The 24,235-nt window shown below is 43.7% G+C and carries 22 protein-coding genes; 11 read left to right on the forward strand and 11 right to left on the reverse strand.

What is annotated here, in order from left to right:
• Window positions 1–342: 342 nt before the first annotated feature.
• From AACR09_RS23610 to AACR09_RS23625, 4 genes are all read right to left on the reverse strand, one after another.
• On the reverse strand, window positions 343–675 hold the full coding sequence (locus AACR09_RS23610; RefSeq protein ID WP_017079133.1) for an Hpt domain-containing protein: 333 nt from the start codon (window positions 673–675) through the stop codon (window positions 343–345).
• Window positions 669–2,258 carry a response regulator gene (locus tag AACR09_RS23615; RefSeq protein ID WP_193835804.1) on the reverse strand — a complete coding sequence of 530 codons (1,590 nt, stop codon included), beginning with the start codon at window positions 2,256–2,258 and terminating at the stop codon, window positions 669–671. The genes AACR09_RS23610 and AACR09_RS23615 overlap by 7 nt, the downstream gene beginning before the upstream one ends.
• Before the next feature lie 285 nt (window positions 2,259–2,543).
• A complete protein-coding gene (locus tag AACR09_RS23620) occupies window positions 2,544–4,094 on the reverse strand; it encodes a DHA2 family efflux MFS transporter permease subunit (RefSeq protein WP_193835805.1) in 1,551 nt (516 codons plus the stop codon).
• 3 nt (window positions 4,095–4,097) lie between these two features.
• Window positions 4,098–5,162 carry an HlyD family secretion protein gene (locus AACR09_RS23625; RefSeq protein ID WP_102461908.1) on the reverse strand — a complete coding sequence of 355 codons (1,065 nt, stop codon included), beginning with the start codon at window positions 5,160–5,162 and terminating at the stop codon, window positions 4,098–4,100.
• A gap of 128 nt (window positions 5,163–5,290) precedes the next feature.
• On the opposite strand from AACR09_RS23625, the gene AACR09_RS23630 reads away from it, so the two are divergent.
• Window positions 5,291–6,202 carry a LysR family transcriptional regulator gene (locus AACR09_RS23630; RefSeq protein ID WP_193835806.1) on the forward strand — a complete coding sequence of 304 codons (912 nt, stop codon included), beginning with the start codon at window positions 5,291–5,293 and terminating at the stop codon, window positions 6,200–6,202.
• A 159-nt stretch (window positions 6,203–6,361) separates the two neighbouring features.
• Here the strand turns inward: AACR09_RS23630 and AACR09_RS23635 are convergent, their stop codons facing one another.
• From AACR09_RS23635 to AACR09_RS23655, 5 genes are all read right to left on the reverse strand, one after another.
• Window positions 6,362–7,219: a polysaccharide lyase family 7 protein gene (locus AACR09_RS23635; protein ID WP_193835807.1), complete on the reverse strand. Its 858-nt coding sequence runs from the start codon at window positions 7,217–7,219 to the stop codon at window positions 6,362–6,364.
• A 248-nt stretch (window positions 7,220–7,467) separates the two neighbouring features.
• A complete protein-coding gene (locus AACR09_RS23640) occupies window positions 7,468–9,915 on the reverse strand; it encodes a glycoside hydrolase (RefSeq protein ID WP_193835808.1) in 2,448 nt (815 codons plus the stop codon).
• Window positions 9,916–10,035: 120 nt separating this feature from the next.
• Entirely contained in the window at window positions 10,036–10,854 is an 819-nt protein-coding gene (locus tag AACR09_RS23645; protein WP_193835809.1) for a DUF2861 family protein, read from the reverse strand.
• Entirely contained in the window at window positions 10,854–11,501 is a 648-nt protein-coding gene (locus AACR09_RS23650) for a response regulator transcription factor (protein WP_193835810.1), read from the reverse strand. Before AACR09_RS23650 ends, AACR09_RS23645 begins: the two co-directional genes overlap by 1 nt.
• Window positions 11,479–12,888 (reverse strand): ATP-binding protein, encoded by a 1,410-nt coding sequence (locus tag AACR09_RS23655; RefSeq protein ID WP_193835811.1) that lies wholly within the window; start codon window positions 12,886–12,888, stop codon window positions 11,479–11,481. The genes AACR09_RS23650 and AACR09_RS23655 overlap by 23 nt, the downstream gene beginning before the upstream one ends.
• Window positions 12,889–13,131: 243 nt before the next feature.
• On the opposite strand from AACR09_RS23655, the gene AACR09_RS23660 reads away from it, so the two are divergent.
• Both AACR09_RS23660 and AACR09_RS23665 read left to right on the forward strand, forming a co-directional pair.
• Window positions 13,132–13,665 carry a YbhB/YbcL family Raf kinase inhibitor-like protein gene (locus AACR09_RS23660; protein WP_151408533.1) on the forward strand — a complete coding sequence of 178 codons (534 nt, stop codon included), beginning with the start codon at window positions 13,132–13,134 and terminating at the stop codon, window positions 13,663–13,665.
• A gap of 97 nt (window positions 13,666–13,762) precedes the next feature.
• On the forward strand, window positions 13,763–14,575 hold the full coding sequence (locus tag AACR09_RS23665) for a helix-turn-helix transcriptional regulator (RefSeq protein WP_151408532.1): 813 nt from the start codon (window positions 13,763–13,765) through the stop codon (window positions 14,573–14,575).
• Between the two features lie 14 nt (window positions 14,576–14,589).
• Here the strand turns inward: AACR09_RS23665 and AACR09_RS23670 are convergent, their stop codons facing one another.
• Complete coding sequence (locus AACR09_RS23670) at window positions 14,590–15,783, reverse strand: MFS transporter (RefSeq protein ID WP_193835812.1); 1,194 nt, start codon at window positions 15,781–15,783, stop codon at window positions 14,590–14,592.
• Between the two features lie 133 nt (window positions 15,784–15,916).
• Here AACR09_RS23670 and AACR09_RS23675 point away from each other — a divergent pair, with 133 nt between their 5' ends.
• The 8 genes from AACR09_RS23675 (at window position 15,917) to AACR09_RS23710 (ending at window position 23,425) form a co-directional block, all read left to right on the forward strand.
• Window positions 15,917–17,248, forward strand: a complete 1,332-nt coding sequence (locus AACR09_RS23675; RefSeq protein ID WP_193835813.1) for a D-serine ammonia-lyase — start codon at window positions 15,917–15,919, stop codon at window positions 17,246–17,248.
• A 253-nt stretch (window positions 17,249–17,501) separates the two neighbouring features.
• Window positions 17,502–18,302: a hypothetical protein gene (locus AACR09_RS23680; RefSeq protein ID WP_193835814.1), complete on the forward strand. Its 801-nt coding sequence runs from the start codon at window positions 17,502–17,504 to the stop codon at window positions 18,300–18,302.
• Window positions 18,303–18,558: 256 nt separating this feature from the next.
• Window positions 18,559–19,620, forward strand: coding sequence for a tryptophan--tRNA ligase (gene trpS / locus AACR09_RS23685; protein WP_193835815.1), 1,062 nt, complete (start codon window positions 18,559–18,561; stop codon window positions 19,618–19,620).
• A 137-nt stretch (window positions 19,621–19,757) separates the two neighbouring features.
• Window positions 19,758–20,126, forward strand: a complete 369-nt coding sequence (locus AACR09_RS23690) for a hypothetical protein (RefSeq protein ID WP_017087765.1) — start codon at window positions 19,758–19,760, stop codon at window positions 20,124–20,126.
• A gap of 124 nt (window positions 20,127–20,250) precedes the next feature.
• Window positions 20,251–20,628, forward strand: coding sequence for a VOC family protein (locus AACR09_RS23695; RefSeq protein ID WP_193835838.1), 378 nt, complete (start codon window positions 20,251–20,253; stop codon window positions 20,626–20,628).
• 136 nt (window positions 20,629–20,764) lie between these two features.
• Window positions 20,765–21,256, forward strand: coding sequence for a hypothetical protein (locus tag AACR09_RS23700; RefSeq protein ID WP_193835816.1), 492 nt, complete (start codon window positions 20,765–20,767; stop codon window positions 21,254–21,256).
• Between the two features lie 357 nt (window positions 21,257–21,613).
• A complete protein-coding gene (locus AACR09_RS23705) occupies window positions 21,614–22,474 on the forward strand; it encodes a delta-class carbonic anhydrase (RefSeq protein ID WP_061022985.1) in 861 nt (286 codons plus the stop codon).
• 324 nt (window positions 22,475–22,798) lie between these two features.
• Window positions 22,799–23,425: a LysE family translocator gene (locus AACR09_RS23710; protein ID WP_017082319.1), complete on the forward strand. Its 627-nt coding sequence runs from the start codon at window positions 22,799–22,801 to the stop codon at window positions 23,423–23,425.
• Window positions 23,426–23,501: 76 nt separating this feature from the next.
• On the opposite strand, the gene AACR09_RS23715 is transcribed toward AACR09_RS23710, so the two are convergent.
• On the reverse strand, window positions 23,502–24,107 hold the full coding sequence (locus AACR09_RS23715; RefSeq protein WP_193835817.1) for a short chain dehydrogenase: 606 nt from the start codon (window positions 24,105–24,107) through the stop codon (window positions 23,502–23,504).
• Between the last annotated feature and the right edge of the window lie 128 nt (window positions 24,108–24,235).

The following is a 24,235-nucleotide window of genomic DNA, read 5'->3' on the forward strand; positions in this document are numbered from 1 at the left end:
TAAAATGCAATTTCGTATGTTTTTGTCACAAAAAGAACTACAAATATTTAACTAAGTTACATCTTATTGAGAGGGACGTTATTGCAGATAAAACATGAACATGCAGGGTTTATAAAGCACGTGTTATGCATCGTTATATGTAGATAAGTGAGGTGAATTTATAGGTGTGTTTGGACTATGTAATTGACTGGGGATAATGAGGAGAAAATGGCAAGAGTCGAGGTTCCATGTTGCCAAAGTACCTCAGCTCTTTAACCTGTTCAGCTGACATTGTTTGCTGCGTAAAACTATAAAAACTATTAGTGAAGACTAAAAGTGATTACTAAAAGCTCATTGAATTGACTAATAAGTGCTGAGCACCTCATCGATTTGTTTGTTGATGATCTTCATTTCGCTGTAGATAACAGAAAGATCATCATCTTGAGGTGCAAGCTTATTAAGTGTGTTTTGCTCGACTCTTTCTAAGGCCACGGTGGCGGTTTCTTCGCCGAAGCTGGCTAATATGCCTTTTAATGTGTGTACGGTAAAATGAAGCTTGCCCCAATCCTGTTGCTGTACCAGTTCTTGTATCTCTTCTAATGAATTGCCATGGTCTTCTTGATACACAGACAACACAGCGAAAATCACTTCTTTGTCATTATCTAAGTAGGCATTTAAGGCATCAAAATCTAGCATATAGACTCCTGTCGGCTGTATGTTGAAAATGGGCTGGGCGGCTTAGTAGAAAAACCAGATCTTAATGAATCACTGAGCCATTGGCTCCATCTTGGTGGAAGCTCTAGCTGTGCGAGCTGTTTCAAGTATTCGTGTCTAAGGTTTTCTTCTATATGAGCTTTATGGACGGCATATATATAGTCAAGTTTCGCCGCAATTGAATATGGGTAATTGTGAATGTAGTCCTTTAGTTCTTGGATGGAATCGGAATTTTCGATATTTACACAAGTAGAAGGGTCTACATCTTGTGATTCGAGTTGATGGTTTATTGTCTCCCCTCGAGCTTTTAAGCACTCTGCAACTAAGTGGTACAGGGAGTACTCGCCAAAGTGAGTCAGAAGAGGCAGCAATTGAAGCAATAAGTGAGTGGGTTGGTTATAAAAGTTATTTGCTAACAGTGTCGAGGCTCGAATCACTTTCTTGTGAGCAACTTGAGGGCTGTTCTCAATGAGTAAAATATTACTTTGAAATAGGGCAAGGCTGGCCAGAACTTGTTGCTGTTGTTTTACCGGAAGTTTGAGGTTTACCAACTCTGTGAATTGATTAGCATGTTCCAGTAGAATACGTTTGTACTTTAATTGTGTCTCACGTTGGTAGGTCGCCTTTAGTGAACTGAAGTGGGCGCTAATGGAATGAATAATATCAATGTCGGCAGATGATATATGCGTCGCGTACATCTCACCAAGCGTGATAAGCATCAGGGTGTTGTCGACGTTTTCTGCCAAGTCGATTGCTCTTATCGCACGGTGACTGATGCTAGGTGTCATTTCAAACGCTCTTATGGCCAGTTTAAGTGCGGGCAGTAACATATTATGTTTTTCATAAATGCAGCTTAAACAATCAATAACGTTTAATGACAACGGTTGAGCAATCAGGTAATTGTGGAGCTTTTCTATGGCTAGGTTCGGTTTACCCAAGCTGTCTAGAATTAATGCCTCTGCGACTAATTTGGTCGGGTGCATTTTCGTGTTCGAGTTGTTGATTGTGCTTGAAAGCAAATCCCATTCTTTGCCTCCAATTAAGTGCTCAATCAACGTCGCTTCAAACTGAACGCTATTGCCATTAGGGGAGATCGCTAACGCTTGTGTCAATCGTTCCAGATTAGTGATCGGATATAAGTCATTCAGTTGGGTGAGTTTCTTCGAAACGGACACAGCACTTTGAATCTTCTTGCCTAAAGATTGAGTATTGATCGGTTTAGAAACAAAGTGATGTGCTTCGCCTGAAAGGGCAGTCAATACGGTTTCCTGACGCATATCCCCAGAAACAAGAATTGTGGCGACTGTATGATCGATGAGCCTGTTTCGATAGAGGATCCCCAAAAGCTCAAACCCCGTGAAGGATTGCTCTAAGTGGTAATCGATGAGGAGTACATGAAAAGAGTGCGTCTCGACCGCCTTGATGGCTTGTCGATAATCGGTCGCAATAAAGATGCAATCATGTGAAATGCCCAAGCTCGAGAGTTGCTGCTTAATAAGTATTGTTGCGCTCTTAGAGTCGTCGACAATCAAAACCCGCAGGTCTGTTGGTAAGGTCAAATCCATTTTCCTCAATACCAAATGTTATGTTTAATTTAGGTGTCAGGTTGCACATTGTCAAGGTGCCTATATCACATACAAACACTCAATAAACTATTGGTAATTAAAGAGTATTCGATAACATTTATGAAAGCCTTCAAACGCAGACTGCGTTTACCTTATTTTTGTGGGGTTATCCGTGTTTTAGAAATAAAAAAGAGGTAAGCCGATAAGCTTACCTCTCTGTTTTCTTACTCGATTTTTATCCGAAATGTAGCCTTTTTTGAAGCTTTACTAACTAAAAAACAAGCGCTAATCACGCATGTTAAAAATCAATACTGCCGCTAGAGCCAAGAACGCCGTCATCATTAAGAACACATCGTTGTAAGCCATAATGGCAGCGTCACGTTGCATGGTGCCAAGTAAACTTGCTTGAGCCTGTTGCATCGCCGTTGCGGCATCACTTCCTGACTGAATGAAAAACGCTTGTTGTTGCTGAAGCGTTTGCCAACCAAGTTGACTTACTGAAGGTAGCGACTCCTTGATGTGAGCCAGATGCTCACGGGTTTTGTTATCCAATAGCGTAGCGATAATCGCGATGCTGAAAGCGCCACCTAAGTTTCTCATTACGTTGGTTAACGTTGATGCGTCTGGCGTGTCCATTTTGCTGATGTTTTTCATGGCAACCAAAGACAGTGGAACCATAATAAATGGGCTACCGATAGCACGCAGAACCATAGACAAAATCAGCTGTTGGCCACCAAAATCGATTGTCATGTGCGTATTCACGTAACAACTGAAACCGAACATTGCGAAGCCAAAGGTCACCAAGTACTTAGGCTTAATGATTTGTGTTAGCTTGGGCACAATTGGGAATATCAGAAGTTGTGGGAAACCCATCCACATTAGCACTTCACCAATTTCCATCGCGTTATATTGCTGAATTTGAGTGAGATACATCGGCAGCACATAGATAGAGCCAAGCAACGCCATCCCCAAAATCAAATAGGCGATACAAGACATAGCAAACTGCCCATCCCGCAATAGCCGCAGGTTAACCAATGGCTTTTTGTGTTGGAGTTCGTTTATCACAAAGTAAACCAAACTAACCGCCGAGACGATACTCAAGCCAATAATAAAGCTCGAACTGAACCACTCTTCACGGTTACCTTCTTCTAGTACCACTTCCAAGCAACCGAGCCCTAACGCCATGGTCGCGATACCAAACCAGTCGGCTTTTTTCAGTGTGCCCAGGTCGAGCTTTTCATCATCCAAGCCATATCGGATCATGGTGATCACAAGCAAAGCAGGCGGAATATTGATATAGAAAATATAGTGCCATGAAAAGTTCTCCGTCAGCCAACCACCAAATGTTGGACCGATCGATGGAGCAAAGGTCGCGGTTACACCAAACAGTGCCATACCCACAGCACGTTTGTTAACAGGTAATAACTGAATCACTAACGAGAAAGCAAGCGGGATTAAAGCACCACCACTGAAGCCTTGCATCGCGCGGAATACGATCATCGAGGTCATATTCCAAGAGAGCGAACACAACAAAGATGAAATGGTGAAAATGGCCGTCGTCCACGTGATATAACGGCGTTTTCCGAGCGCTTTAGAAAGCCAACCACTGAGTGGGATAGCGATCATCTCTGCGACTAGATAAGACGTAGAGATCCACGAGCTTTCATCCAAGGTGGCAGACAGCGCACCTTGAATATCTTTGAGAGATGAGTTGGTGATCTGAATATCCAAGATCGCCATAAATGCGCCAATTAAGCCGCCGAATAGGGCGATCCAATGGCGTCTTGAAACCTCGCCATCATCGTTAGTTTGGGTGACAACACCAGCGTTACTCATGGTCTAACCTCGTTTATCGATGGTCGCTACCACAGACAAACCAGGAAGCAGTCGACCTTTCAACTCTTGCTGATCTGGAATGATGATTTTAACCGGTACACGTTGAACGATTTTAGTGAAGTTACCTGTCGCGTTTTCTGGCGGCAGTAGCGCAAACTTTGCACCAGTCGCAGGGGAGAAGCTGTCGACAACGCCTTCGAGTGGCTGACCCGGAAAGGCATCCAGTTCGACTTCTACCGTTTGGCCTTTGTGAATGCCGCTTAGCTGTGTTTCTTTGAAGTTGGCTTCAATCCACACCTGGTTGTTTGGTACCAAGCTCATAAGTGGTGCGCCTGCTTGAATCAGCAAGCCTTCGCGGACGCTACGTTTACCAATCACGCCATCCGCTGGCGCGTAAACCTTGGTGTAATCAAGGTTAAGTTGTGCTTGATCTCTTTGTGCTTGAGCTTCAGTCACGGATGCGTTTGCTTGTTCGATTTCACTCGCAATCACGATTAGTTGATCATTACTTGCGACGAGGTTTGCTTTTGCTTCTTCAAGTTCTGCTTGGGTGACTTTTTGTTGTGCGACCATGCTGTCGACTTCATCTTGCGAAGCATAGTTACGCTTTAATAAGCTACGAGAACGCACGACTTGTTGGATTGCACGCTCGTATTCAGCTTGTGCGGAATCAACACGGCTGTCAGCTTGATTTATTTGGCTACGTTGTAACGTTTGTTGAGCGATAAGGTTGTGTACGCTTGATTGAACGACGCTTAAATGCGCATTCGCCTGAGCAAGTGCAGATTGGTAGTCACGATCATCAATTTGAACCAACAAGTCACCTTGTTTAACCGATTGGTTATCACTCACGTAAGACTTAACAATATACCCCGACACCTTCGGGCTTATATTAGTGATGTCGCCTTGTAGGTAGGCATTGTCGGTAGATTCAAAGTATTGGCCATAGCCGTACCAATATCCGGCGCCAGCTAGACCTAATGACAGCATGATCGCAGTAGCAATAAGCGGAGCTTTTTTACGTTTTTTTGTGCTTACTGATTGCGAAGCGTTGTTGTTCTCTGTCATTTTTTATTTCTCATTTTGTTTTTATTTAGATGTAACGAATTGTAAATGAATTCGATTGATTGATAAGATAGGAAAAAAGGGAAACACTGTTGCAAAAATCTTACTAATATAGCTTTGGGAGAAGTACGATGGACTTAAATGCTGTGACTGTTTTTACACAAGTTGTTGATTGTGGGAGTTTCACGCACGCAGCTGAAGCATTGAACATGACCAAGTCGACCGTCAGCCGAAAGCTTGATGAGCTCGAGCAGCACTTAGGTGTGAGGTTGATCACTCGTTCGACACGAAGTTTAGTTTTAACGCCAGAGGGTGAGCGCTTTTATCAGTCGAGCATGCAGATGCAAGAGATCATGAACCAAGCTGAGTTAGAGGTTTCTGCCAATCAGGATTTGATCCGAGGGCAGTTGAATGTTGTGTTGCCTGTCGAGTTGGGACATCAAGTATTAGCCACATACATCCACAGTTTCCTAAAAGAGCACCCAAACGTGACTTTGAACTTAGAGCTGTCAAATCGAGAAGTCGACATCATTGCGGAGGGGATCGATCTTTACGCACAAATTGGTGAGCTAGTGGACTCGAGCTTGGTTTCTCGTTACCTCACAACATCGAAGCGTGTATTGGTAGCCAGCCCTGAGTATCTAGAACTGTTCGGTGAAATCTCTTCACCCGATGACCTTAAGCCTCCATTAAGGATGATTGAGGTGGTGAACAAGGCGGCACGTCTACCTAAGTGGCATTTGCAATTAGAAGGCGGAGAGTCGATTTTGATCGATCTACCGTGTCAGTTGCGGGTGAATACCATCACGGCATGCTTAACAGCGTGTGTAGATGGGCTCGGCTTGGCGGTGCTTCCTGAATTCATTTGTCGTGAGCACTTCAAGACAGGTAAGCTGATTCGTTTGTTACCTGAATATGACATGCCAGAAGTTTCAGTAAGCCTAGTGTATGCAGACAGGCAGTTGATGCCGAAACGTAAAAAGGTCTTTATCGACTATCTACTGACTGCTTTTCAAAATAGAGCCAATCAAAGAACGAAATAAAGGCATATTGTATTGGGAGCAACAGAAGGAATCGGCTGCTTAACTGTTGATTAGTTGTAATTCATTGACAATGACCAATAACATTGAAAAGAGAAAAACGAACTTGCTAACAAGTTCGTTTTTTCTGATTACTAATGTAGTTGTAGGCTAAGTACCGAACTAGCTCTTTTTCTCTGTGTACTCTAGCTTGTAGAAGTGAGCTTCACTTTGTCCATTCGTAAATTGGTTATATACGCCAGCTTTGAAGTAGCTCAATAGGTGACGCCAGTAGTCAATATTCTGCTCAACTTTTCGTTCACCGTTTACGTCAACAATGAGTTTCTTATCACCCACGATTAGATCAAATGCTGTTGGTTTGCCTTGTGGTGCTTTGCCTAAGTCATACTGAGAATATGCTACGTCTGATTTGCACATTTCCTTGTCTTGGTTTTTCTTGCCGAACGATCCTTTACAAATTACAGCGTTGTTTTTAATGATTGCCCAGAAATGCCCCTCAATACCATTATTGTCACGTTTCCATACAACACGAAGCAAAGGGTGAGGGACATTGTGAGTACCAAGCTCATCTAAGCCTTTGTTATGTACTTGTAGGAATGTAATCTCGTCTTGCTTAGAGTCTGAGTTTTTCATCGACTCTTCAGGGTTTATGATCTCCACTTCCGAACTTAATGTGTATGTTTCATTTGCTAAGTCTGTGCGGAAGTTTTCCTGAACGCGTAGCTCATTACGCAGGTGGTCATTCTTCATGGTAAAGACTAGCGCTTCACTTTCTTTGTCGACATAGAAGTTGTTGTTCACAATGCCGTCGTAGTTATTATCGAGCGCAAAATAGTCTTTGTTGCCTTTCTTTCCGTTTGGATCTGAAATTTGAAGCTCAGACACTGACAAAACATTTTTGTATTGAGAGTAATTAGAAGGTTCGCCTAAAGCTCCTTCTGGATTCGAAAACTGAACATTAGCGATTGCCGAAGAAGAAAAGGCAAGAAGGGCACAGCAAGTGAGTAGGGTCTTTTTCATCAAAAATATCTCTTTTGTGTTATTATCATTCAATATAGGCATTGATATCACTTTTGAGATTTATGTGAAAACATCTGTGTTTGAAATTGTGGTCGGCACCCAATTTTCTTGTACAAAAATAGAGAGAATTAGGTGTCGATTGGGATTGGTACCTGAGTGTCAAAAGGTGTGGATTTTTGCTCGTTAACAACACTACCTGCTAACCCGTAATAGTGAATAAGGTTACGCTTTAAAACGGCACGATCAAACTAGTTAGGCTTTGATTTCCACTCTAACGTTTGTCCGTTGCTTAGTACGGCTTTTATAGCGCTCGGCGAGACTTTAAGGCCTCTCTGATGAAAAGTTTGGTCTGAAAAGTTGGCAATGATCCTACTCCCGTCACTGAACTCGGTTTGTTGAACTTCGCCGCTTTTGTCTAACCAGTCGAAATCGACCAACTGTTTATCCCATAACTGCTCGTGCATCGGTTCAAAGCCATCTTGATAGTGTTTGAGAGCTTTGATTCTTGGGCTTGAACTTGATAAAGCTTCATCTCTGGTTAAGTGAACCATCGGTGGCGTGTTGTACAGCATGGCGGTTAAGTCACGATTTGCTCGTACATTGGTGAACTTAAGGCTGTCTGAGTGCCAATGGTGCGTATTGATTACTTCATCATGGAAAACGGCTTGGTAAAGCGGAATTCGATATTGTGGCGAAAACAGTAGCGACTTGTAGGGCTCTTTAACCTCGGCGGGTTTAAAGAAGAAGTCAGGCTTGTGGTCTGGGTACCAACGACCTAAGTAATAGGGAGATCGGCGGTTCCCTTTCATGTCTTTATCTGTCCAACCAAAACCAACCGTTTCTAAGCCGTGTGCAAACACGATGCCTTTTGTTGTTAGGCTGTTGCCGTCTTCAGAGCCCAATACTAACGATGGTTGCTCGCTTAGCCACTGCATTCGGTTGTTGAAGCCTGAAAGCATGTCTGATTCGTTTGTATCGCCATTTCCATTGCTGTAGCTATGACTCTTGATATGATTATCTATAGAGCCGCTGTAATCTTCACGTGCCATGGCGGTTGCATCAACATCTAAGAACAAGCTGTTGAAGTTGCCGAATCTCATAATGTCTTGAGCGCGTTGTTTTACGTATTCTAAATGGCAATTCGGGTTTAAGTAAAAGCCGTTTCCACGAAATCCTTTTTTCAAACTCCCATCCGCTAGTTCAATGGCACAACTTTGACGCATCGGCTCTGGTAATTGAGCGGTTAGCCAGTTGTCATTGAGCTTCTCAGGAATGGCTGTGTTGTAGGAATCGTAAGTACCGACTAGATATCCGGACTGTTTTGCCATAGCCACGGCGTTAGGTTGATAGAATGCTGGCATCCAATTATCGAATCCTAGCCACAGTTTGTTTAAGCCTGCCTTATTTAGGTTGGTGACCATGTCTGAAGACAACGCTTGTCCCCAAGTGTCTGACGAGTTTAGGTAAGGGGAAGCGTGCTCTAGCAACCAGTTCTTCTTATTCTGCGCTGCCACGTAGTGAGCTTTAATCGTGTTGTTTTCGAGTGTCGGATTACCAACAGGATATAACACCTGCAATGACTGGCTAATAGAGTCCAACAATAGTTGTTTGTGATACTGACTGAACCAATCTTTACCCTTAGACAGTGACGACAGCTCTCTTTTCGCTTCCGCAGAAATGCTGAGTTTAGACCTCTCTAGATACCATGTTTTCAATCCCCACCAGTTACTTACGTCTTGAGTGCTCAATGGATCTTTGCCAAATAGGTAAACGTGACTAGCGCCGATTAGGTTACTCACATCCGGATTGCGTTTTTGTTTAGCAATCAGTGTTTCAGAAAGGTCATTTTCGATGCGCCAATCGCGGTAGTGTTTCGCTCCATCTAACCACGACTCTCCAAGGGCGATACGAACAATAAAAGGCTGTGATTGATTGAGCATCGTAAATTGGTGTGATGCCTTCATATCAATTTTGGTTTTTGAATGAGATGAAGTATTAGAGGATGCATTTGAAAAAAGCAGTTGATTGTTGGTTGCATTAACCATCTGATAGCTAATGAAATGATTGCTTTGTTGCGCCGTCCAAAAAGGCATCTTTAAGTCTTGAGTAGTGTTGCTTCCGGAATGGTTGTCGACTAGATAACTACCCCAAAGCTTGTTATCTGTAGGTACACGCATGCCTTCGCTAAAAGGAAGAAATAGGGTCTGAGTCTGTTGTTCTGCAAGATCAAACCACGCCAACTCTACGGACTGGTTACGTTTCACCTGTATATTGGAAGGGAAGCTGAACTGAAAAGTGAGTTGATCTTGATTTAGTTCTGCCTCAATGTTTATCCCACTAGGTACTAAGGTCCAAGTTGCAGTCTTTGCTGAGTTAGTTTTATCGGAAAGACCAATGACTAGATTCGTCACTTTCTGTGGTTGGTTATCAACGGTGAGAGCGCCGCTGTTAACGCTTAAGCCGTTCCAATCTATCTCTAAAGTATTCGATGAAATAGAGACGGTATTGTTGGTAGCACTGTTAGCGTTGTCGCGAATACTGCTGCCGCTAACGCTGCTATTACTGCTGCCGCTAACGCTGCTATTACTGGTGAGCGTTATTTGGCTCGCTTGTGCATTGGATGAAAACAGACAAGCTGTTGTTAAAGCTACAATGGCACAAGTAGAAAGATTGAGTGGGTGGCGTACGCTGAGCATATCTAGATTCCGTAAAGGGTAAGTACGGTTATTACACCCAAGTAGCGCTAGTGCTTTGTCACCTATATGTCTCTATTTTCTGCATTACCTAGTGTCTAATCTTCTTCTGAAAGCATTCAATTAGAAAGGCACCGCGACACGCTGCACATATTGGACTTCAATCGCGCCTTGGTATTCAAACATTTCAACCGAAGCACTCAAGTGTTTGGCATTAGTCCCTAGTGGGCTTTCTGTGGGAACGGGCGCTTGCGCTGTCTTGATTGGCACTTTGTAGCCTAACAGGTTGTAGTTCTCATCGAACCATTGCCAACTCATATTGGCGTTAGGGCAATTGTCGATCACCTTCGGTGGCGTGATCACGATATGTGGTTCGCTGAGTTTACTTTCGAGTGTTAACCATCGCTTGCTGTTGCCTAAAGCGACAACAATAGGATAGTGGTTTGAACCTATCTTTAGTTGATAAACACCAGATTCGGGTTTGATAAACATTTCACTGGTCTCAATCTCTTGATACTCATTGTTAGAAGCGAGTTGTCCATCGAGAAGGACTTTACCTTTAGGGGAGACCAGAGAGATAGGTTGTGTTTGGGTTTTCATGTCTTCACTGAGTTGTTCTGCAGCGACTTTGATTTGATAACCTTGCGATGACAGGCCGTAGCGTCGAATGAAGCTAACTTGAATGTGATGTTTCGTCTCAGTGTCTTGTCTTAGTGAAGTTCCGCATTGAGTTTGACTCAGTATCTCTTGTTTAACTGGCAACCAAAGCTCGCTATCAAGTGTTTGTTGATTGAGTGCGATTTGAAGCTCTTGCCACGCGACTTGAGGTTGTTCATCAAGCAGAGATTGATACGTATGTTGCAATGGTGTGTTGGTAAACCAAGCGGCGTGACACGCAAACGGCAAAGCGCAGATCAATGCGATTAACGATGTGACTCTCATTATGATTCCCCAGCTAAGCGGTAACCAACGCCGCGATGTGTTTCGATCTTTAGGGTCGGCAGCTTCTGGCGCAAGCGCAGTATGTGATTATCCACGGTTCGGGTACTTGGAAAGGCTTGATAACCCCAAATCTTATTGAGTAACTCATCACGATGAAACACACGACTTTGGTTCTGAACAAACAAGACCAATAACTGGAACTCTTTAGGTTTTAACGTGATCGGGCTTTCATCCAAATAAGCGATTCGTTCAGACAAGCGGACTTCAATGTTGGCGTAATTTAGTTGGCTCCCCCCTAACGGACGAAGTTGGGTAATGACTCGAGCAAGCAACTCCTCGTTTGAGAAAGGTTTAGTGACGTAATCTTTGGCACCTGCCATTAAGCCTTCTACGCGTTGCTGGACTTCCACTTTAGCCGTTAACACAATCACAGGAAGCGCTTTGAGGAGTAGCCAATTCGGCAGGTGTCGCAAGCTGTCACCGTCTTCGAGTTGTCGATCCAGTATCACTAGATCGGCTAGGAACCATTGCTTACTGGCACTCTCTGAATCCTTCGCCCAAAGGCATGGGTAACCATTGGACTCAAAGAAGCTGACGAGGCCTTGTCCAAGTAGATGGTCGTCTTCAATCAGCAGTAGGGTGTTCATAAGCTATTTCCAAAATACATCGGGTTGGGTTACGAAGAATAATCAGGCGGCCATTCGCTTGTTTCATCAAGTGTTCGACAATAGTCAGGCCAATGCCCATGTTGTCTTGCCTGTGATTGATATTCGGTGTTGCTCGAGATACAAATCGTTGCAGAAAAGAAGGGAAGTGACCTTCGTCTTGCACCTCAATCCTGAGCTTATCAGCGAGTTCTACCTTGACCAAAACCTCACCTATACCGTGCTGTTTAGCGTTCTTAATCAAGTTATCTAAGCAGATGGTTAGCCAGTAATACGGTAGGTTAAGTTCAGCATCACTTGAATCACATTGATACTCGATATTGTGCTTTTCACATACATGATCGAGCCACTCTTCTAAGGATGCGTTCTGCTTTAATAAAGGCTCCGACTGATCCGCACTTAGATACACTTTACTGTTTTCGGTGAGCTGAGAGAGCCTTTGATAGTCGGATATTAAACGCCAAACTGCATTTTGAGTTTCATCAGAAAAATCATCGTAGCGATTTCTAAACATTTCGACGGTTAAGCCTAGGCTAGTAATTGGCGTGCGCAGTTCATGAGTAAGAAGCTGTAAAACGAACTGCCTCTCTTTTCGTCGTTTTGTTCTTAGGTATAAGACTCTACCGAGTCCGGAAATCAACGTTAACAGCAATGTAAAGATCAAGGTTTTCATGATCAGATTGTCATTGCTAGGCTCGCTTAAGCACACGTTGCTGTAACGAAAAGTACAGGTTTCACCCGTCAAAGATACCTCTTGTCGCTCTGCAATAGGTTGCCAAACATTTAAGGGAATGGCTTTCCAGCCTTGTTCGCCACTTAACCAAAGCACATCGTCTTGTTGCCAAGCACGGTATCCACTGAGCAGTGCTTCTCTGCCTTGTGCACTTAGGTTTTCTAGCTTGTTATATAAAGGGTGCTGAGGGTTGGTAAGACTCAAAAATGGGCGTATCTGCTCGGTCACATCTGGGTAAGCGGCTAAATAACGATCAGCAAAACTGCCACCAGCAGGGTGTCGTTTTGAGTGTGCCGCGAACCAGATTGAATCCAAGGGTTGTTCTTGACACACAGCGAGTTCGAATTCGATGGCATCGTTCAAAGAAGGGTTGGCATTTTCAATCGCTCGGCAGTGATCTTGTATAGAGGCGAGTGCGGCGATGTCTTCCCAACTGAATTGGTTGAAATCCGGGTAGCGGCTGCTTTCCTGAAGAAGTGCTTTCGGGTACTGAGCCAACTCTTGTTGAGATACTAGGATTGGGGATGATTGCCAGCTCAGTTGATACAGGGTTTGCCACTTGTCTTGCAAACTTTGGGCATTGGCTAGAGTTGGGAGCCAAAAGATCAAGCCAAGGGCTAAGGTAAACCTGCGCATCCAATCATTCTCGTTAAAAGTCGTGGGGCGAGTCTAAAGAGTTTTGGACGTGATTTGTAACCTGAATGTCAACAAGTGTTCCTTTAACAACAAATTGTCGAGTGGGTCATGTTTTAAAACAATAAACTAAAAATACAGTAAGTATCATTTGAATGGGTTAAACTAGATAATTGTGTACTTATTGTCATTATTGGGCGGGTGGAGGGGACTATACTGGGCTCATACCTAATCAGAGGAACCACCATGAAAACACTCATTAAATCAGTATTGGCACTTAGTATCTTAACAGCGGGCTCGGCTCAGGCATTCGAATTAACGAGTAATGATATTCAAGAAGGTCACCCAATGGCGAAGACGTTTGAATATTCAAGTTGGGGCTGTGATGGCGAGAACTTGTCACCGCAGTTGATGTGGAAAGATGCTCCAGCAGGAACCAAAAGCTTTGCAATCACGGCTTATGATCCAGATGCACCAACTGAAAGTGGTTTCTGGCATTGGGTGGCGTTTGATATTCCAGCGACAGTGAGCGAGCTACCTCGCGGTGTCGATATCTCTAAAGTGGGTGGCAAAGAGGGTCGTATAGATTATGGAACGGTAGGTTTCGGTGGCGCTTGTCCTCCAGAAAAAGATGGCATGCACCGTTATCAATTCACGGTTTGGGCATTGCCAACGGATAAGCTCAACCTAGACGAAAACACGCCGTCGGCTGTGGTTGGATTCACGTTGAACAGCATGGCTTTAAACAAAGCGAAACTGACTACAACTTATACACGTTAATAGCTTTATACACGTTAATAATTGACACAAGCTAATAAAGCGACCAGTTATTGATGCGAAAGCTGGTCGTTGATAATAAGTAAACAAGGGGGATGAGATGAATCATCAATATCAAGTGACGATCTTTCGTGCAGAGCATTTACAAAAACTGCGTAATGTGAGGATTCTATCTCCTAGTATCATTCAGATCATTACAGGCAGTAAGCGCCTGTTTTGGAAAGATTCAGCGGCAGAACTCTCACATTCTGAGCTGTTGTTGTGTGAGGCATCAGCTTCACTAAGCTTTGAGAATATGCCCCACAAAGGACGTTTCTTGTCGCGAGTATTCAGCTTTCAATTCCAACCTTCTCAAGGGATGCTTGATTTAAGTGAGGAACGCTCGAATGATCTGGGGCTGCCTAAAGTACAAGCTGATCGTAGCTTACAAGATTCACTCAATGCTCTGTTTTCCTTTGATAGACAAAGCATGAGTAAAGAGACCCAACAATTTTGGTTGCAGGGTTTGTATCAGCAATTAGCCGAGAAGGGCGTACTGCATCGATTGTTTACTAGCTCAAACGTCTCGTTTAGCCAGAAACTCAGCCACTACCTTTCGCATTCACCGGACGAGAAACACCCGTTAGAGTCGGTAGCAGAGCGCTTTGCGATGAGCCGCGCCACGCTTATCCGTAAATTGAAACTTGAAGGCATGCAATATCGTGAGGTACTGGCTGAAGTTCGCTTGAGTCATGCGCTTTATCTGATGCAAAACGGGCAGCAGAATGTGGCGATGTTGGCTCAGTCTTGCGGTTATCAATCGGAAGGGCGTTTTAGCCAGCGCTTTAAAGGGAAGTTTGGTTTGTCGCCAAGTGAATACATCAAAACCGTCGTCAGCAATACAGTCGCGAGCAATAAAGTCGCGACGCCATAACCAATCTGTTTGTCCTAAACGCTCACTTTTTTGTCTCGTGCTGCCAATGCCGCGAAAATCGTGCACGCAAATGCAACAGATGCGATCAGCAGAATGGGAAAGCTCCAAGAATCGGTTTGAGCATGAAGCTTACCCACCAGCGTTGGACCTGTTGCCGCTAAAGCATAACCAATTCCTTGCGCCATACCCGACAGCGATGCGGCTTGGCTGCTATTCGATGTACGTAAGCCGACAAAAGAGAGCGCAATAATAAACGTAGAGCAGTTGGCTAATCCAAACAGTCCCACCCAAAAGATCGCAAACTCAGGCAAATACAGCAGCCCAATCAATCCAATAAATACACTCGATGCACACAGAGTAATGAGCCATTGTTGGTTATCGCTTTTACCTAAGAACGGCAGTAACAGTAATCCCGGAACCATAGTCGAAAATTGTAGAAATCCGTAGATATAACCCGCATCGATTTCGCTGTAGCCAAGGTCGTTCAAGATCTGTGGAAGCCAGCCTGCCAAAGAATAGAAGGTAAATGAGTTCAGCCCAAGAGCTAGTGTCACTTGCCATGCAACGCCACTCTTGATCATCTTTTTCATCGGAATCGGCTTTTCTTGATGCTTGTTATTGGTCGATGAAGAAGAGCGTTTTCTGATTTTAGGCAACCAGATCATCAGAGCTAATATTGGGAATATTAGGTTCATTAACAGCGCTAATTGCCAACCCGTGACCGTGAATAAGGTTAGATTTGAAAACGGCACCATCAAACTTGAGCCTAACGTCGAACCGATGCCCATCGTAAAAATGTACAAAGAAGTGACTGTCGCAATACGAGTAGGGAAGCTAATTTTCACTACAACGGGCAACAACACGTTACCAATCGCGATACCAAGTCCAATCATTACTGTGCCGATGTATAACGTCGGAATTGCTCCAAAAGAGCGCAGTGTAATACCCGTAGTGATCAAAACTAAGCCTAAGAGCAGGCTAGGTTCTAGACCAATTCGTTGAGATATCTTGGTGACTAATGGTGAAAATAAGGCAAAAGTTAACAGTGGCAAAGCTGTTAAGAATCCAGCAGCCGACGACGTAAGGTTGAGGCCTTCCATAACCTGAGAAAGCACAGGAGCCAAGCTCGTAAAAGGCCCACGAAGGTTAAGTGCTAGGAATAGAATCCCTAACATGACGAAAATGCTATTACGAAGAGAGGCGCTCATAGGTTGTTCTACTGTTTGCTTATGAGAAGAAAAGCTAGCCTACAGGTCATTGAATGATTACACAAATACCGTTTAAATAGGTTTACTAATGACTGAACCAGCGTCGCGCGCGCTTTACCAAAGAAGGTAATCCATGACCGTATTGAATATCCATAAACTCATCTCAGATTTCCCATTACTTCAACAATTGATTGCATTGGAAGAAGTGGTTTGGTTTAACCCAAATGTGACGATTCTGGAGCGCGGTTTGCCTTATGTGGGATTAGGCGAACAAGATATTCATGATGCGAGTTTGAGGTTACAAAGGTTTGCCCCTTATTTGGTGAAGGCATTCCCTGAAACTCATGTGACGAATGGCATCATCGAATCTGAGCTTATCGATATCCCTGCAATGAAGTTAGCATTAGAAGCTCATTATCAGCAGCCAATAAAAGGGCGTTTGATGATGAAGAAAGACAGCCATTTACCGATTTCAGGTTCAATCAAAGCGCGCGGTGGTATCTATGAAGTACTAACGCATGCCGAGAAGCTTGCGATTGAAGCGGGGTTACTGTGTGAGAGCGATGACTACAGCAAGTTGCTTGAACCTGAGTTTCGTGACTTCTTCCAACAATACAGCATTGCGGTAGGTTCAACGGGTAACCTAGGAATGTCGATCGGTATCATGAGTGCCAAGCTAGGTTTTACAGTGTCCGTTCATATGTCGGCAGACGCGAGAGCTTGGAAGAAAAGTAAACTGCGAGAGCACGGTGTTAACGTGGTCGAGTATCAACAAGATTATGGCGTTGCAGTAGAACAAGGACGTAAAGAGGCAGAGCAAGACCCGCGTTGTTTCTTCATTGATGATGAAAACTCACAAACACTGTTCCTTGGCTACTCGGTGGCAGGAGAACGGCTTAAGAAGCAATTCGAGCGACAGGGGATTGTGGTTAATCAACAGCATCCTTTGTTTGTTTACTTACCATGTGGTGTGGGTGGTGGCCCCGGTGGTGTTGCATTTGGATTGAAGATGGCTTTTGGTGATCACGTGCACTGTATTTTTGCTGAGCCAATCCATTCGCCTTGTATGTTGCTCGGTGTTCATACCGGTTTGCATGATGAGATTGCGGTGCAAGATCTTGGTATCGACAACTTAACAGCTGCGGATGGTTTGGCGGTTGGACGGGCTTCAGGTTTCGTGGGTCGCGCGATGGAGCGCTTGCTTGATGGTTATTACACATTAACCGATGAACGTATGTACCAATTGTTAGGCGAACTGAATCAAGCAGAGGGTATTCAACTTGAGCCATCAGCACTCGCGGGCATGCCGGGTGTGATTCATGTTGAGCAAAATAGTGAGTACCTTGCTCGTCTACAGATTGATGAGTCGACGCTAGCGAATGCAACGCATCTTGTGTGGGCGACAGGCGGAGGCATGGTGCCACCACAAGAAATGGCAGCTTATTTAGCGAAGTCATCGCTTTAACCCTAAAGCTCTTATCGTTTAATTGTTTGTAAATATCAGTTGTTGCAAATATAAGCTGTTAAAAAGATAAGTCATGACAGAAGAGTGTTGTTTATAGCTTGAACACACTCTTTCTCACATCTAAATTCCACTGTAATTCAAACAATAACTTGCGCAGATCGTTACCCGAAACACATATTTTATAAATTAGGCTTCTTAGATGTTCTAACTATCAGTTAGGTTGAGTGGCATTCAACTTGATGGGGATTTAGCAATGCAAACGGATAAAGTGATGCAGACAAGACACATAAACACACCAGAAAAATTACTACAGCGTTTAGATGCGATTGGGGAGTCTTTGGAAGCATCGGGTAAGGCTCATGCTTTACTGGGATTGGGCTCCGTAGGTATTGAAACAGAACGACTTGATCAGTATTCAGATGTCGATTTTTTCGCGATAGTACAAACGGGGCATAAGCAGTATTTCTTAGACAGCTTGCATTGGCTCTCAGACATTCAGCCAATCGACTACGCGGTGAGAAACACCGTCGATGGCTATAAAGTCCTGTACGCTGACGGAATCTTTTGCGAGTTTGCGGTGTTTGAATCCCACGAGTTAGCGCATATTCCATTTGCTGAAGGGCGCATTGTTTGGCAGCAACCTGAATTTGATACTCAGTGCTGTATCCCACCACAAAAAAGGGCGGCAGAAGCTAATTCGCAAGAGTGGATCATTGGTGAGGCTCTAACTAATCTTTATGTGGGTATGTCTCGTTATAATCGAGGCGAAAAGCTGTCGGGCAGTCGGTTCGTTCAATCTTACGCACTTGATCGTTTGATCGATCTTGTGGATCAAACTGAACATTCTGAGCCTGAATTCGTTGATGAATTTATGTCGGATAGAAGGCTAGAAGCGCGCTTTCCTAAGTTTGCTCAATTGCTACCAACCTTTACACAAGGTTACGAGCGTACGGCTGAATCGGCACTTGCCCAATTAGCGTTCCTCAACACCCACTTCACAGTCAACCAAGCCATGTGTGCTCGAATCACTGAGCTGTGTTCCGTTAAAGATTAAGCCTATAAACTGTTAATCTTAAACCTATTTTCTTGGTGCGCGTAAATAACAGTTGTCGCTCGTCTGTATTGTTGATAGGTTTTAACCATGAAATTTAATTCTGCTTCAACTTCAACTTCAATTTTCTTTTGGTGGTGCTCTCAATAGAGCAGCACGGAATACTTACATTCTTTAGCTGCTGGACGGTAGCTAAGAATGTCATCAAAAATGTCGCCTCTTTTTATCTCCAGTAGCCTTTTTAACTTGGAGATACACCATGAATACTAACTCAAACAGCCATACCGACAGCAATAATATTGGCAGTAAGAACAATACCAACAAGCCTGAAATCATTCTGACTGGCGATAGAGCTACTGGGCCTTTGCACTTGGGTCATTACGTCGGTTCACTTAAACAAAGAGTCTCTTTGCAGCATATTCACGACCAAACGATATTGGTCGCTGACATGCAAGGGCTTACCGACAACGCCCATAATCCTTCGAAGGTTTCTTCCAACATTCTCAATGTAGTCGCTGACTATATTGCGGTGGGTATCGACCCGACCAAGACCACGATTTGTCTGCAATCACAGTTGCCGGTGTTAGCTGAGCTCACCATGTTCTACAGCAATCTTGTTTCTATCGCTCGCTTAGAACGGAATCCAACGGTCAAAAGCGAAATTAAGAACAAGGAGTTTGGACGATCTATTCCAGCTGGCTTCCTCACTTATCCAATCTCACAGGCGGCAGACATCACTGCTTTTAACGCGACTTTAGTGCCTGTTGGCGATGATCAATTGCCGATGTTGGAACAAACCAATGAGATAGCAAGAAAGGTTAACTCGCTTGCTGGTAAACCAATCTTAAATGAATGTAGGCCGCTTCTCAGCAATGCATCTCGCCTCCCTAGTACTGATGGTAAAAGTAAGATGTCTAAATCGATGGGCAACGCCATTAATTTGGGTGCAACAGAGAAAGAGATCAGAGCTGCAGTCAAATCCATGTATACCGACCCAAATCATCTACGAATTGAAGACCCAGGCAAGGTAGAAGGGAATATCGTGTTCACTTATCTTGATGCTTTTCACACAGACGCTAACTATGTCAGTCAACTAAAAGAGCATTACAAAAGAGGTGGGCTAGGCGATGGACAAACTAAGAAAGTGTTGGAAGAGTGCCTGCAAGAGATGCTTCGTCCTATTCGTGAAAGAAGATCTGAGTTGCTGGATGACAAAGCGCAGCTCATCGATATTTTGCGAAATGGTAGCGAAGTCTCTAGGGAAAGAACGCAAAAGGTACTGTTCGATGTAAAAGACGCCTTTGGTCTGAATATTATCTAGCACTGGCTGTATGTAAATAAAGTCAATTAATTTGAATGATGATTACGGTTGATTTATAAAATGGATTTTGTGGATGGAAATGAGGTTGTATGGCAACGTATGATCTCAAATTCCAACTTTCAAGTTATGGTAATTAAATGAAAACTAACGTTTTACTCCCTTTGCTACTTCCAGTTTTGGCCCTAATGTCTGGCTGTTCAGATGTAGTTAGCGATGAGTATTCGACCTATGCGCAAGCCAAACAAGAGCGATTGTTCGACAGAGGTTGGTTACCCGATATTCTGCCTCAATCTACAGTGAAGATTGAAGTGAATAACGATCTGGATGCGAATACTTCAGAAGGAAGCTTCGTTATCGGCGAGCCAGCATTGTCTGAATTTATTGGGAAATTAAAGCTGACCGAATCAACCAATCAATTTCAGTTTGTGGATGGCGAGAATGTTTGGGTGTTCAAGGTAGGTGATGATAGTTTAGTTTCCTACACGCTCAGTAAGCGCGAAGGCTAAGTTCAGTAATTCCAACCTACATTTCTGTTATGAGTTATGTGGGTTGTCGAATGACATTGTTCACCTAACTAAGCCTAGTCACCGCCAATAAGCCCTTATCACTCTTAGTTACAGGAAGGTAATGATGGAAATCAGTCAGTTGGATCATTTGGTATTAACCGTGAGTGATTTACAAGTTACGGTCGACTTTTACCAACGGGTGCTTGGAATGAAGCCCATCGAATTTGGCGAGGGCAGGTTGGCGTTGTCATTTGGGACGCAGAAGATCAATTTACACCTCAGTGGTAGCGAGTTCGAGCCAAAGGCAAGGCGTGTGCAGGTCGGTAGTGCGGACCTCTGCTTTGTTACCAATACGCCAATTGCTGAAGTCGCCGAACATATCCAAGCGCAAGGCGTTGTGATAGAAGAGGGACCAGTACAGCGAACCGGTGCGACGGGAAAAATTGTCTCTGTTTATATTCGAGATCCTGATGGCAACCTGATTGAAGTCTCGAATTATTAGTTTTAGACCTACAATCGTACGCTTTTCTTTACTATTCAAGTACATGACACTTCACTTTTACGCTGCTTGGTGCTGGATGTAGTCTACCAAATAAACTACAATCGAACGATGTTTTATTAATTCGTGCTTTATCACTATGATGAGAAACTTACTCATATTCATCGTTAGCCTATTTTTCTTAACAGCTTGTTCTTCAACGAGTAATCATCAGCTAGACGACAATACATTGAGCAACGAAGACGCAATGTCGAAAAGCTTGGAAGAAGAGCGCAATGTCGATGTTGCAATTGATACAAGTGCTGAGACCAACGTTGAATCTTCCCATGAATCTTCCCATGAATCGTTCGTTAATCATCAACCAATAACTGATCATGAATCAAACTCAAACCTTGATTCAAATAATGACACGATAACTCACGCCAATGCAGAGCCAGAATCAGTGGAACCTTCTCAAGTAGCAGCGACAGAAACAACGGAAAGCGATGCTAAGAGTGGCGGTGAAAAAGGTATCGGAAGCTATTTTATTCGTCATAACCAACCGACTAAGGCCGTGATTAAATCACTAGAGGGCGTGACAGATGCATTAAACGTCATGACGTTTGGGATATTTGCCACCGGTAATGGTTAAACCGTTAACCAAGAATGCCAACCTAATAGATAGAATTAAACGTGAAGGCGAGCCCAGTGGTTCGCCTTTTTTGATCCTAAATCTGGCCATCACTGTGCTTAATAATCGAGTTCACCTATCTGAGCGTTTGAGTCAAGTGACGGTTAACGAAAATAGGAAATTATTAGTTCTGGAAGGGACTCGCCGAATTTAACGTGTTTGACTTGTTATATGCATCAGAGGTTCTAATACTCATCCGAAAGTAAGCAATGAAATCTAATCTTACAAAGACAACTCTTATATTCATATGTGAGCATAGTAAGATGTTTGCTGTTAGGTTCGGTTTAGGTTTAGTTATCAATATTCTAGGGAAGAAAAATGAACAACAAGAGTGTGTTTTTAAGTGTCGCGATGGTGATGTTGTCAGCTCATGCAAATGCATCAGACGCGAGCCATGAGTCGGTATCAGATGGTGTTATCGCAGAACAAAGAGCGAAGCTTTCTGAAAATACCCAAGGACAAGGTTTTGGACCGCAAGCCCCACGAGATTTGGGTTCATTGAAAGGAACAAATACCAGACTGTTTTCGGATGCCCCTGATTCGACAGCGATGAACTTATGTAATATTCACTTCCATAAAAATGCTGAGCATAAAGGCGGCGAGTTTACTCAATATGCTGGCAACGGTGATGGTAAGGGATTCCAGAGTGGCTTTAAATACACAGGCAAGTTGAGTTCTGCTGAGCTGAAACCATTTGAGGGCAAGGTTTGTCCGAGCGATCATGGTTCTTTGCATTCGGGCGACACCATTGAAGTTCACTATGTTTATTCAACGGCGCAAGTTGAACCGGGTGAAACACTGGGTGCTTGTTTTAACGACGCGATTACCAACCCGCAACTGCGTGTTGAAACTCAAGTCTATGTATTAGTTAATGACGACAAAGCTCTCGACTTTGAAGCATTAGCGAAACACTCTAAAGTCAACGGTTTAAACCAAGCACCAAATATTCCTCAAAATACGGGTTCAGCGATTCAATACGCAGGCTCTACAACGGGTCCTGGTTACAATGAACAAGGTTCGCCTTTCCAAGTCACATGGAGCGTTAGACCACAAGTCGCGAAAGTAAATATCGCAACAGTGGGTAGCTGGTGTGAAGGTAATGACTTTAACGAAGACCACGCCCACGGTGTAAGAAATATAGTCGTAAACCCAGAGTTACTGTCTCCAATCGCTAACTAATCTTGTCACGTTGATTTTCGATCATTGTTTTCGAAGGCGAGCCTACAGGTTCGCCTTTTTTGTGTCTTAACGAAAAACACTTTGGTGATTGGTGATTGGTGATTGGTGATTGGTGATTGGTGATTGGTGATTGGTTGAAGTTGAAGTTGAAGTTGGAGTTTATGTTTGGCGCTGGGCTCAGGCGTAGTGGGGAAATTACGTGTGACACTTATTCAAAACATGAGTTGTGTTAAACGTGCTTAGTCAAAAACGTTCTTTACGCGAATCGAAGCTCCATGATACGTTCATGATCAATTATGTTGGGTTATAGAAAAGGACAGTCCAATGTCATTAGAAGGTGCGATTACATTCTTTATTGCCATGTTTATATTTGGTATTACTCCGGGGCCTGGCGTATTTGCCATTTTAGCTCGAGGCATGGTTAATGGTTGGCGAAAGTGCATCACTCTTTCGTTAGGGATGATATGCAGTGATCTTATTTATCTTGCACTTGCCTGTTTCGGTCTAGCAACGATTGCCGAGAATTGGTCGATTGCGTTTGAGGTGATTCGCTACGTTGGTGCAGCTTATTTGATTTACTTGGGCTATAAGATGTTTAAGAGCTTACCTGAAGTGCAAGGCTCAGCTGAACTCGCTGCCAAACAGAGCCAGAAATCCGAACTCGCGAGTTTCGCGCAAGGCTTTTTGATTTCAGCATCAAACCCTAAAGTGATTCTGTTTTATATTTCGTTCTTGCCGACTTTCATTGACCTTACAGTTCTGCGCTCACAAGATATCGTTTTGGTTTCTGCGCTAGCATCTGTTGCTCTAATGTCCGGTTTAATGCTTATCGCTGTAGGCGCGGGCAGAATGGCAGGTTTGTTGAAAACGCCACGCGCACATAAAAGGTTAAACCAAAGTGCTGGTGGAATAATGATTGCGGCTGGCTCATATTTAGCGATAAATCGATAAATACGATTCTTTAAATAGAAAGGCGAACCGATGGATTCGCCTTTTTAGTTGCAGGAAAGTAATTAATGTTCGTGCATTACGCGTCTACGAAAATCACTTCACCAGTAAGAAAACCATCGACCGAGCGCTCAAATGCTTTGCCAACAAGTTTGCTTGGTACAGGTTCAAAACCTGGCATCATTTCACCGTAAACATCCCACGCTTCGGCAAGAACGGTCGGGTTAATGACATTGATACGTGTGTTTCTTGGCATTTCATAAGCGACAGTCTTAACGAAGGTATCAATTGCGCCGCTAGTGGTAGCATCAGCAATCGCAGAAGGAATAGGTTTAACATTCAAGATACCGCTAATTAGAGTAAATGAACCGCCATCAGCAATGTACTTTTGGCCGATGCGAACAAGGTTGATTTGTCCCATCATTTTGCTCATTACCGTGGTCATCCATTGATCTTCAGTCATATCCGCAAAGGTATTGTATTCGCAGAGGCCAACGGTGTTCACGACCGCATCAAAGTGTCCCACGTTCTTGTACAGCGCTTCAATTGATTGAGGATCAGTGATATCAACGATGTGATCGACATCGCCAGAGCGACCCGCTGTGATTACGTTGTGATTGCCTAACCCCATTAGTGCTGCTTGACCCATCTTGCCACGTGCGCCAATTAGAATGATTGTTTTCATGTTGTTCTCCGATCTGTATGTGTTTCGTTTCGATGGAAGAACTTTAATCAAATAGCTAAACAAGTAGCAACAAAGCTTAATTGTGAGTGTTACTGGTTTTTCTTGTTGAGTGTTACACTGACATGGAA

The sequence above is a fragment of the Vibrio sp. OPT20 genome, assembly GCF_963889365.1.
GTDB classification, from domain to species: Bacteria; Pseudomonadota; Gammaproteobacteria; order Enterobacterales; family Vibrionaceae; genus Vibrio; species Vibrio splendidus.

Coding starts and splice junctions, on each gene's coding strand:
- AACR09_RS23620 (WP_193835805.1), bottom strand. CDS start 4,094: ATGAGTAACGCTGGTGTTGTCACCCAAACTAACGATGATGGCGAGGTT.
- AACR09_RS23690 (WP_017087765.1), top strand. CDS start 19,758: ATGAAAACTAACGTTTTACTCCCTTTGCTACTTCCAGTTTTGGCCCTA.
- AACR09_RS23645 (WP_193835809.1), bottom strand. CDS start 10,854: ATGAGAGTCACATCGTTAATCGCATTGATCTGCGCTTTGCCGTTTGCG.
- AACR09_RS23715 (WP_193835817.1), bottom strand. CDS start 24,107: ATGAAAACAATCATTCTAATTGGCGCACGTGGCAAGATGGGTCAAGCA.
- AACR09_RS23660 (WP_151408533.1), top strand. CDS start 13,132: ATGAAAACACTCATTAAATCAGTATTGGCACTTAGTATCTTAACAGCG.
- AACR09_RS23675 (WP_193835813.1), top strand. CDS start 15,917: ATGACCGTATTGAATATCCATAAACTCATCTCAGATTTCCCATTACTT.
- AACR09_RS23710 (WP_017082319.1), top strand. CDS start 22,799: ATGTCATTAGAAGGTGCGATTACATTCTTTATTGCCATGTTTATATTT.
- trpS (WP_193835815.1), top strand. CDS start 18,559: ATGAATACTAACTCAAACAGCCATACCGACAGCAATAATATTGGCAGT.
- AACR09_RS23650 (WP_193835810.1), bottom strand. CDS start 11,501: ATGAACACCCTACTGCTGATTGAAGACGACCATCTACTTGGACAAGGC.
- AACR09_RS23705 (WP_061022985.1), top strand. CDS start 21,614: ATGAACAACAAGAGTGTGTTTTTAAGTGTCGCGATGGTGATGTTGTCA.
- AACR09_RS23625 (WP_102461908.1), bottom strand. CDS start 5,162: ATGACAGAGAACAACAACGCTTCGCAATCAGTAAGCACAAAAAAACGT.
- AACR09_RS23640 (WP_193835808.1), bottom strand. CDS start 9,915: ATGCTCAGCGTACGCCACCCACTCAATCTTTCTACTTGTGCCATTGTA.
- AACR09_RS23665 (WP_151408532.1), top strand. CDS start 13,763: ATGAATCATCAATATCAAGTGACGATCTTTCGTGCAGAGCATTTACAA.
- AACR09_RS23700 (WP_193835816.1), top strand. CDS start 20,765: ATGATGAGAAACTTACTCATATTCATCGTTAGCCTATTTTTCTTAACA.
- AACR09_RS23695 (WP_193835838.1), top strand. CDS start 20,251: ATGGAAATCAGTCAGTTGGATCATTTGGTATTAACCGTGAGTGATTTA.
- AACR09_RS23655 (WP_193835811.1), bottom strand. CDS start 12,888: ATGCGCAGGTTTACCTTAGCCCTTGGCTTGATCTTTTGGCTCCCAACT.
- AACR09_RS23670 (WP_193835812.1), bottom strand. CDS start 15,783: ATGAGCGCCTCTCTTCGTAATAGCATTTTCGTCATGTTAGGGATTCTA.
- AACR09_RS23635 (WP_193835807.1), bottom strand. CDS start 7,219: ATGAAAAAGACCCTACTCACTTGCTGTGCCCTTCTTGCCTTTTCTTCT.
- AACR09_RS23615 (WP_193835804.1), bottom strand. CDS start 2,258: ATGGATTTGACCTTACCAACAGACCTGCGGGTTTTGATTGTCGACGAC.
- AACR09_RS23630 (WP_193835806.1), top strand. CDS start 5,291: ATGGACTTAAATGCTGTGACTGTTTTTACACAAGTTGTTGATTGTGGG.
- AACR09_RS23680 (WP_193835814.1), top strand. CDS start 17,502: ATGCAAACGGATAAAGTGATGCAGACAAGACACATAAACACACCAGAA.
- AACR09_RS23610 (WP_017079133.1), bottom strand. CDS start 675: ATGCTAGATTTTGATGCCTTAAATGCCTACTTAGATAATGACAAAGAA.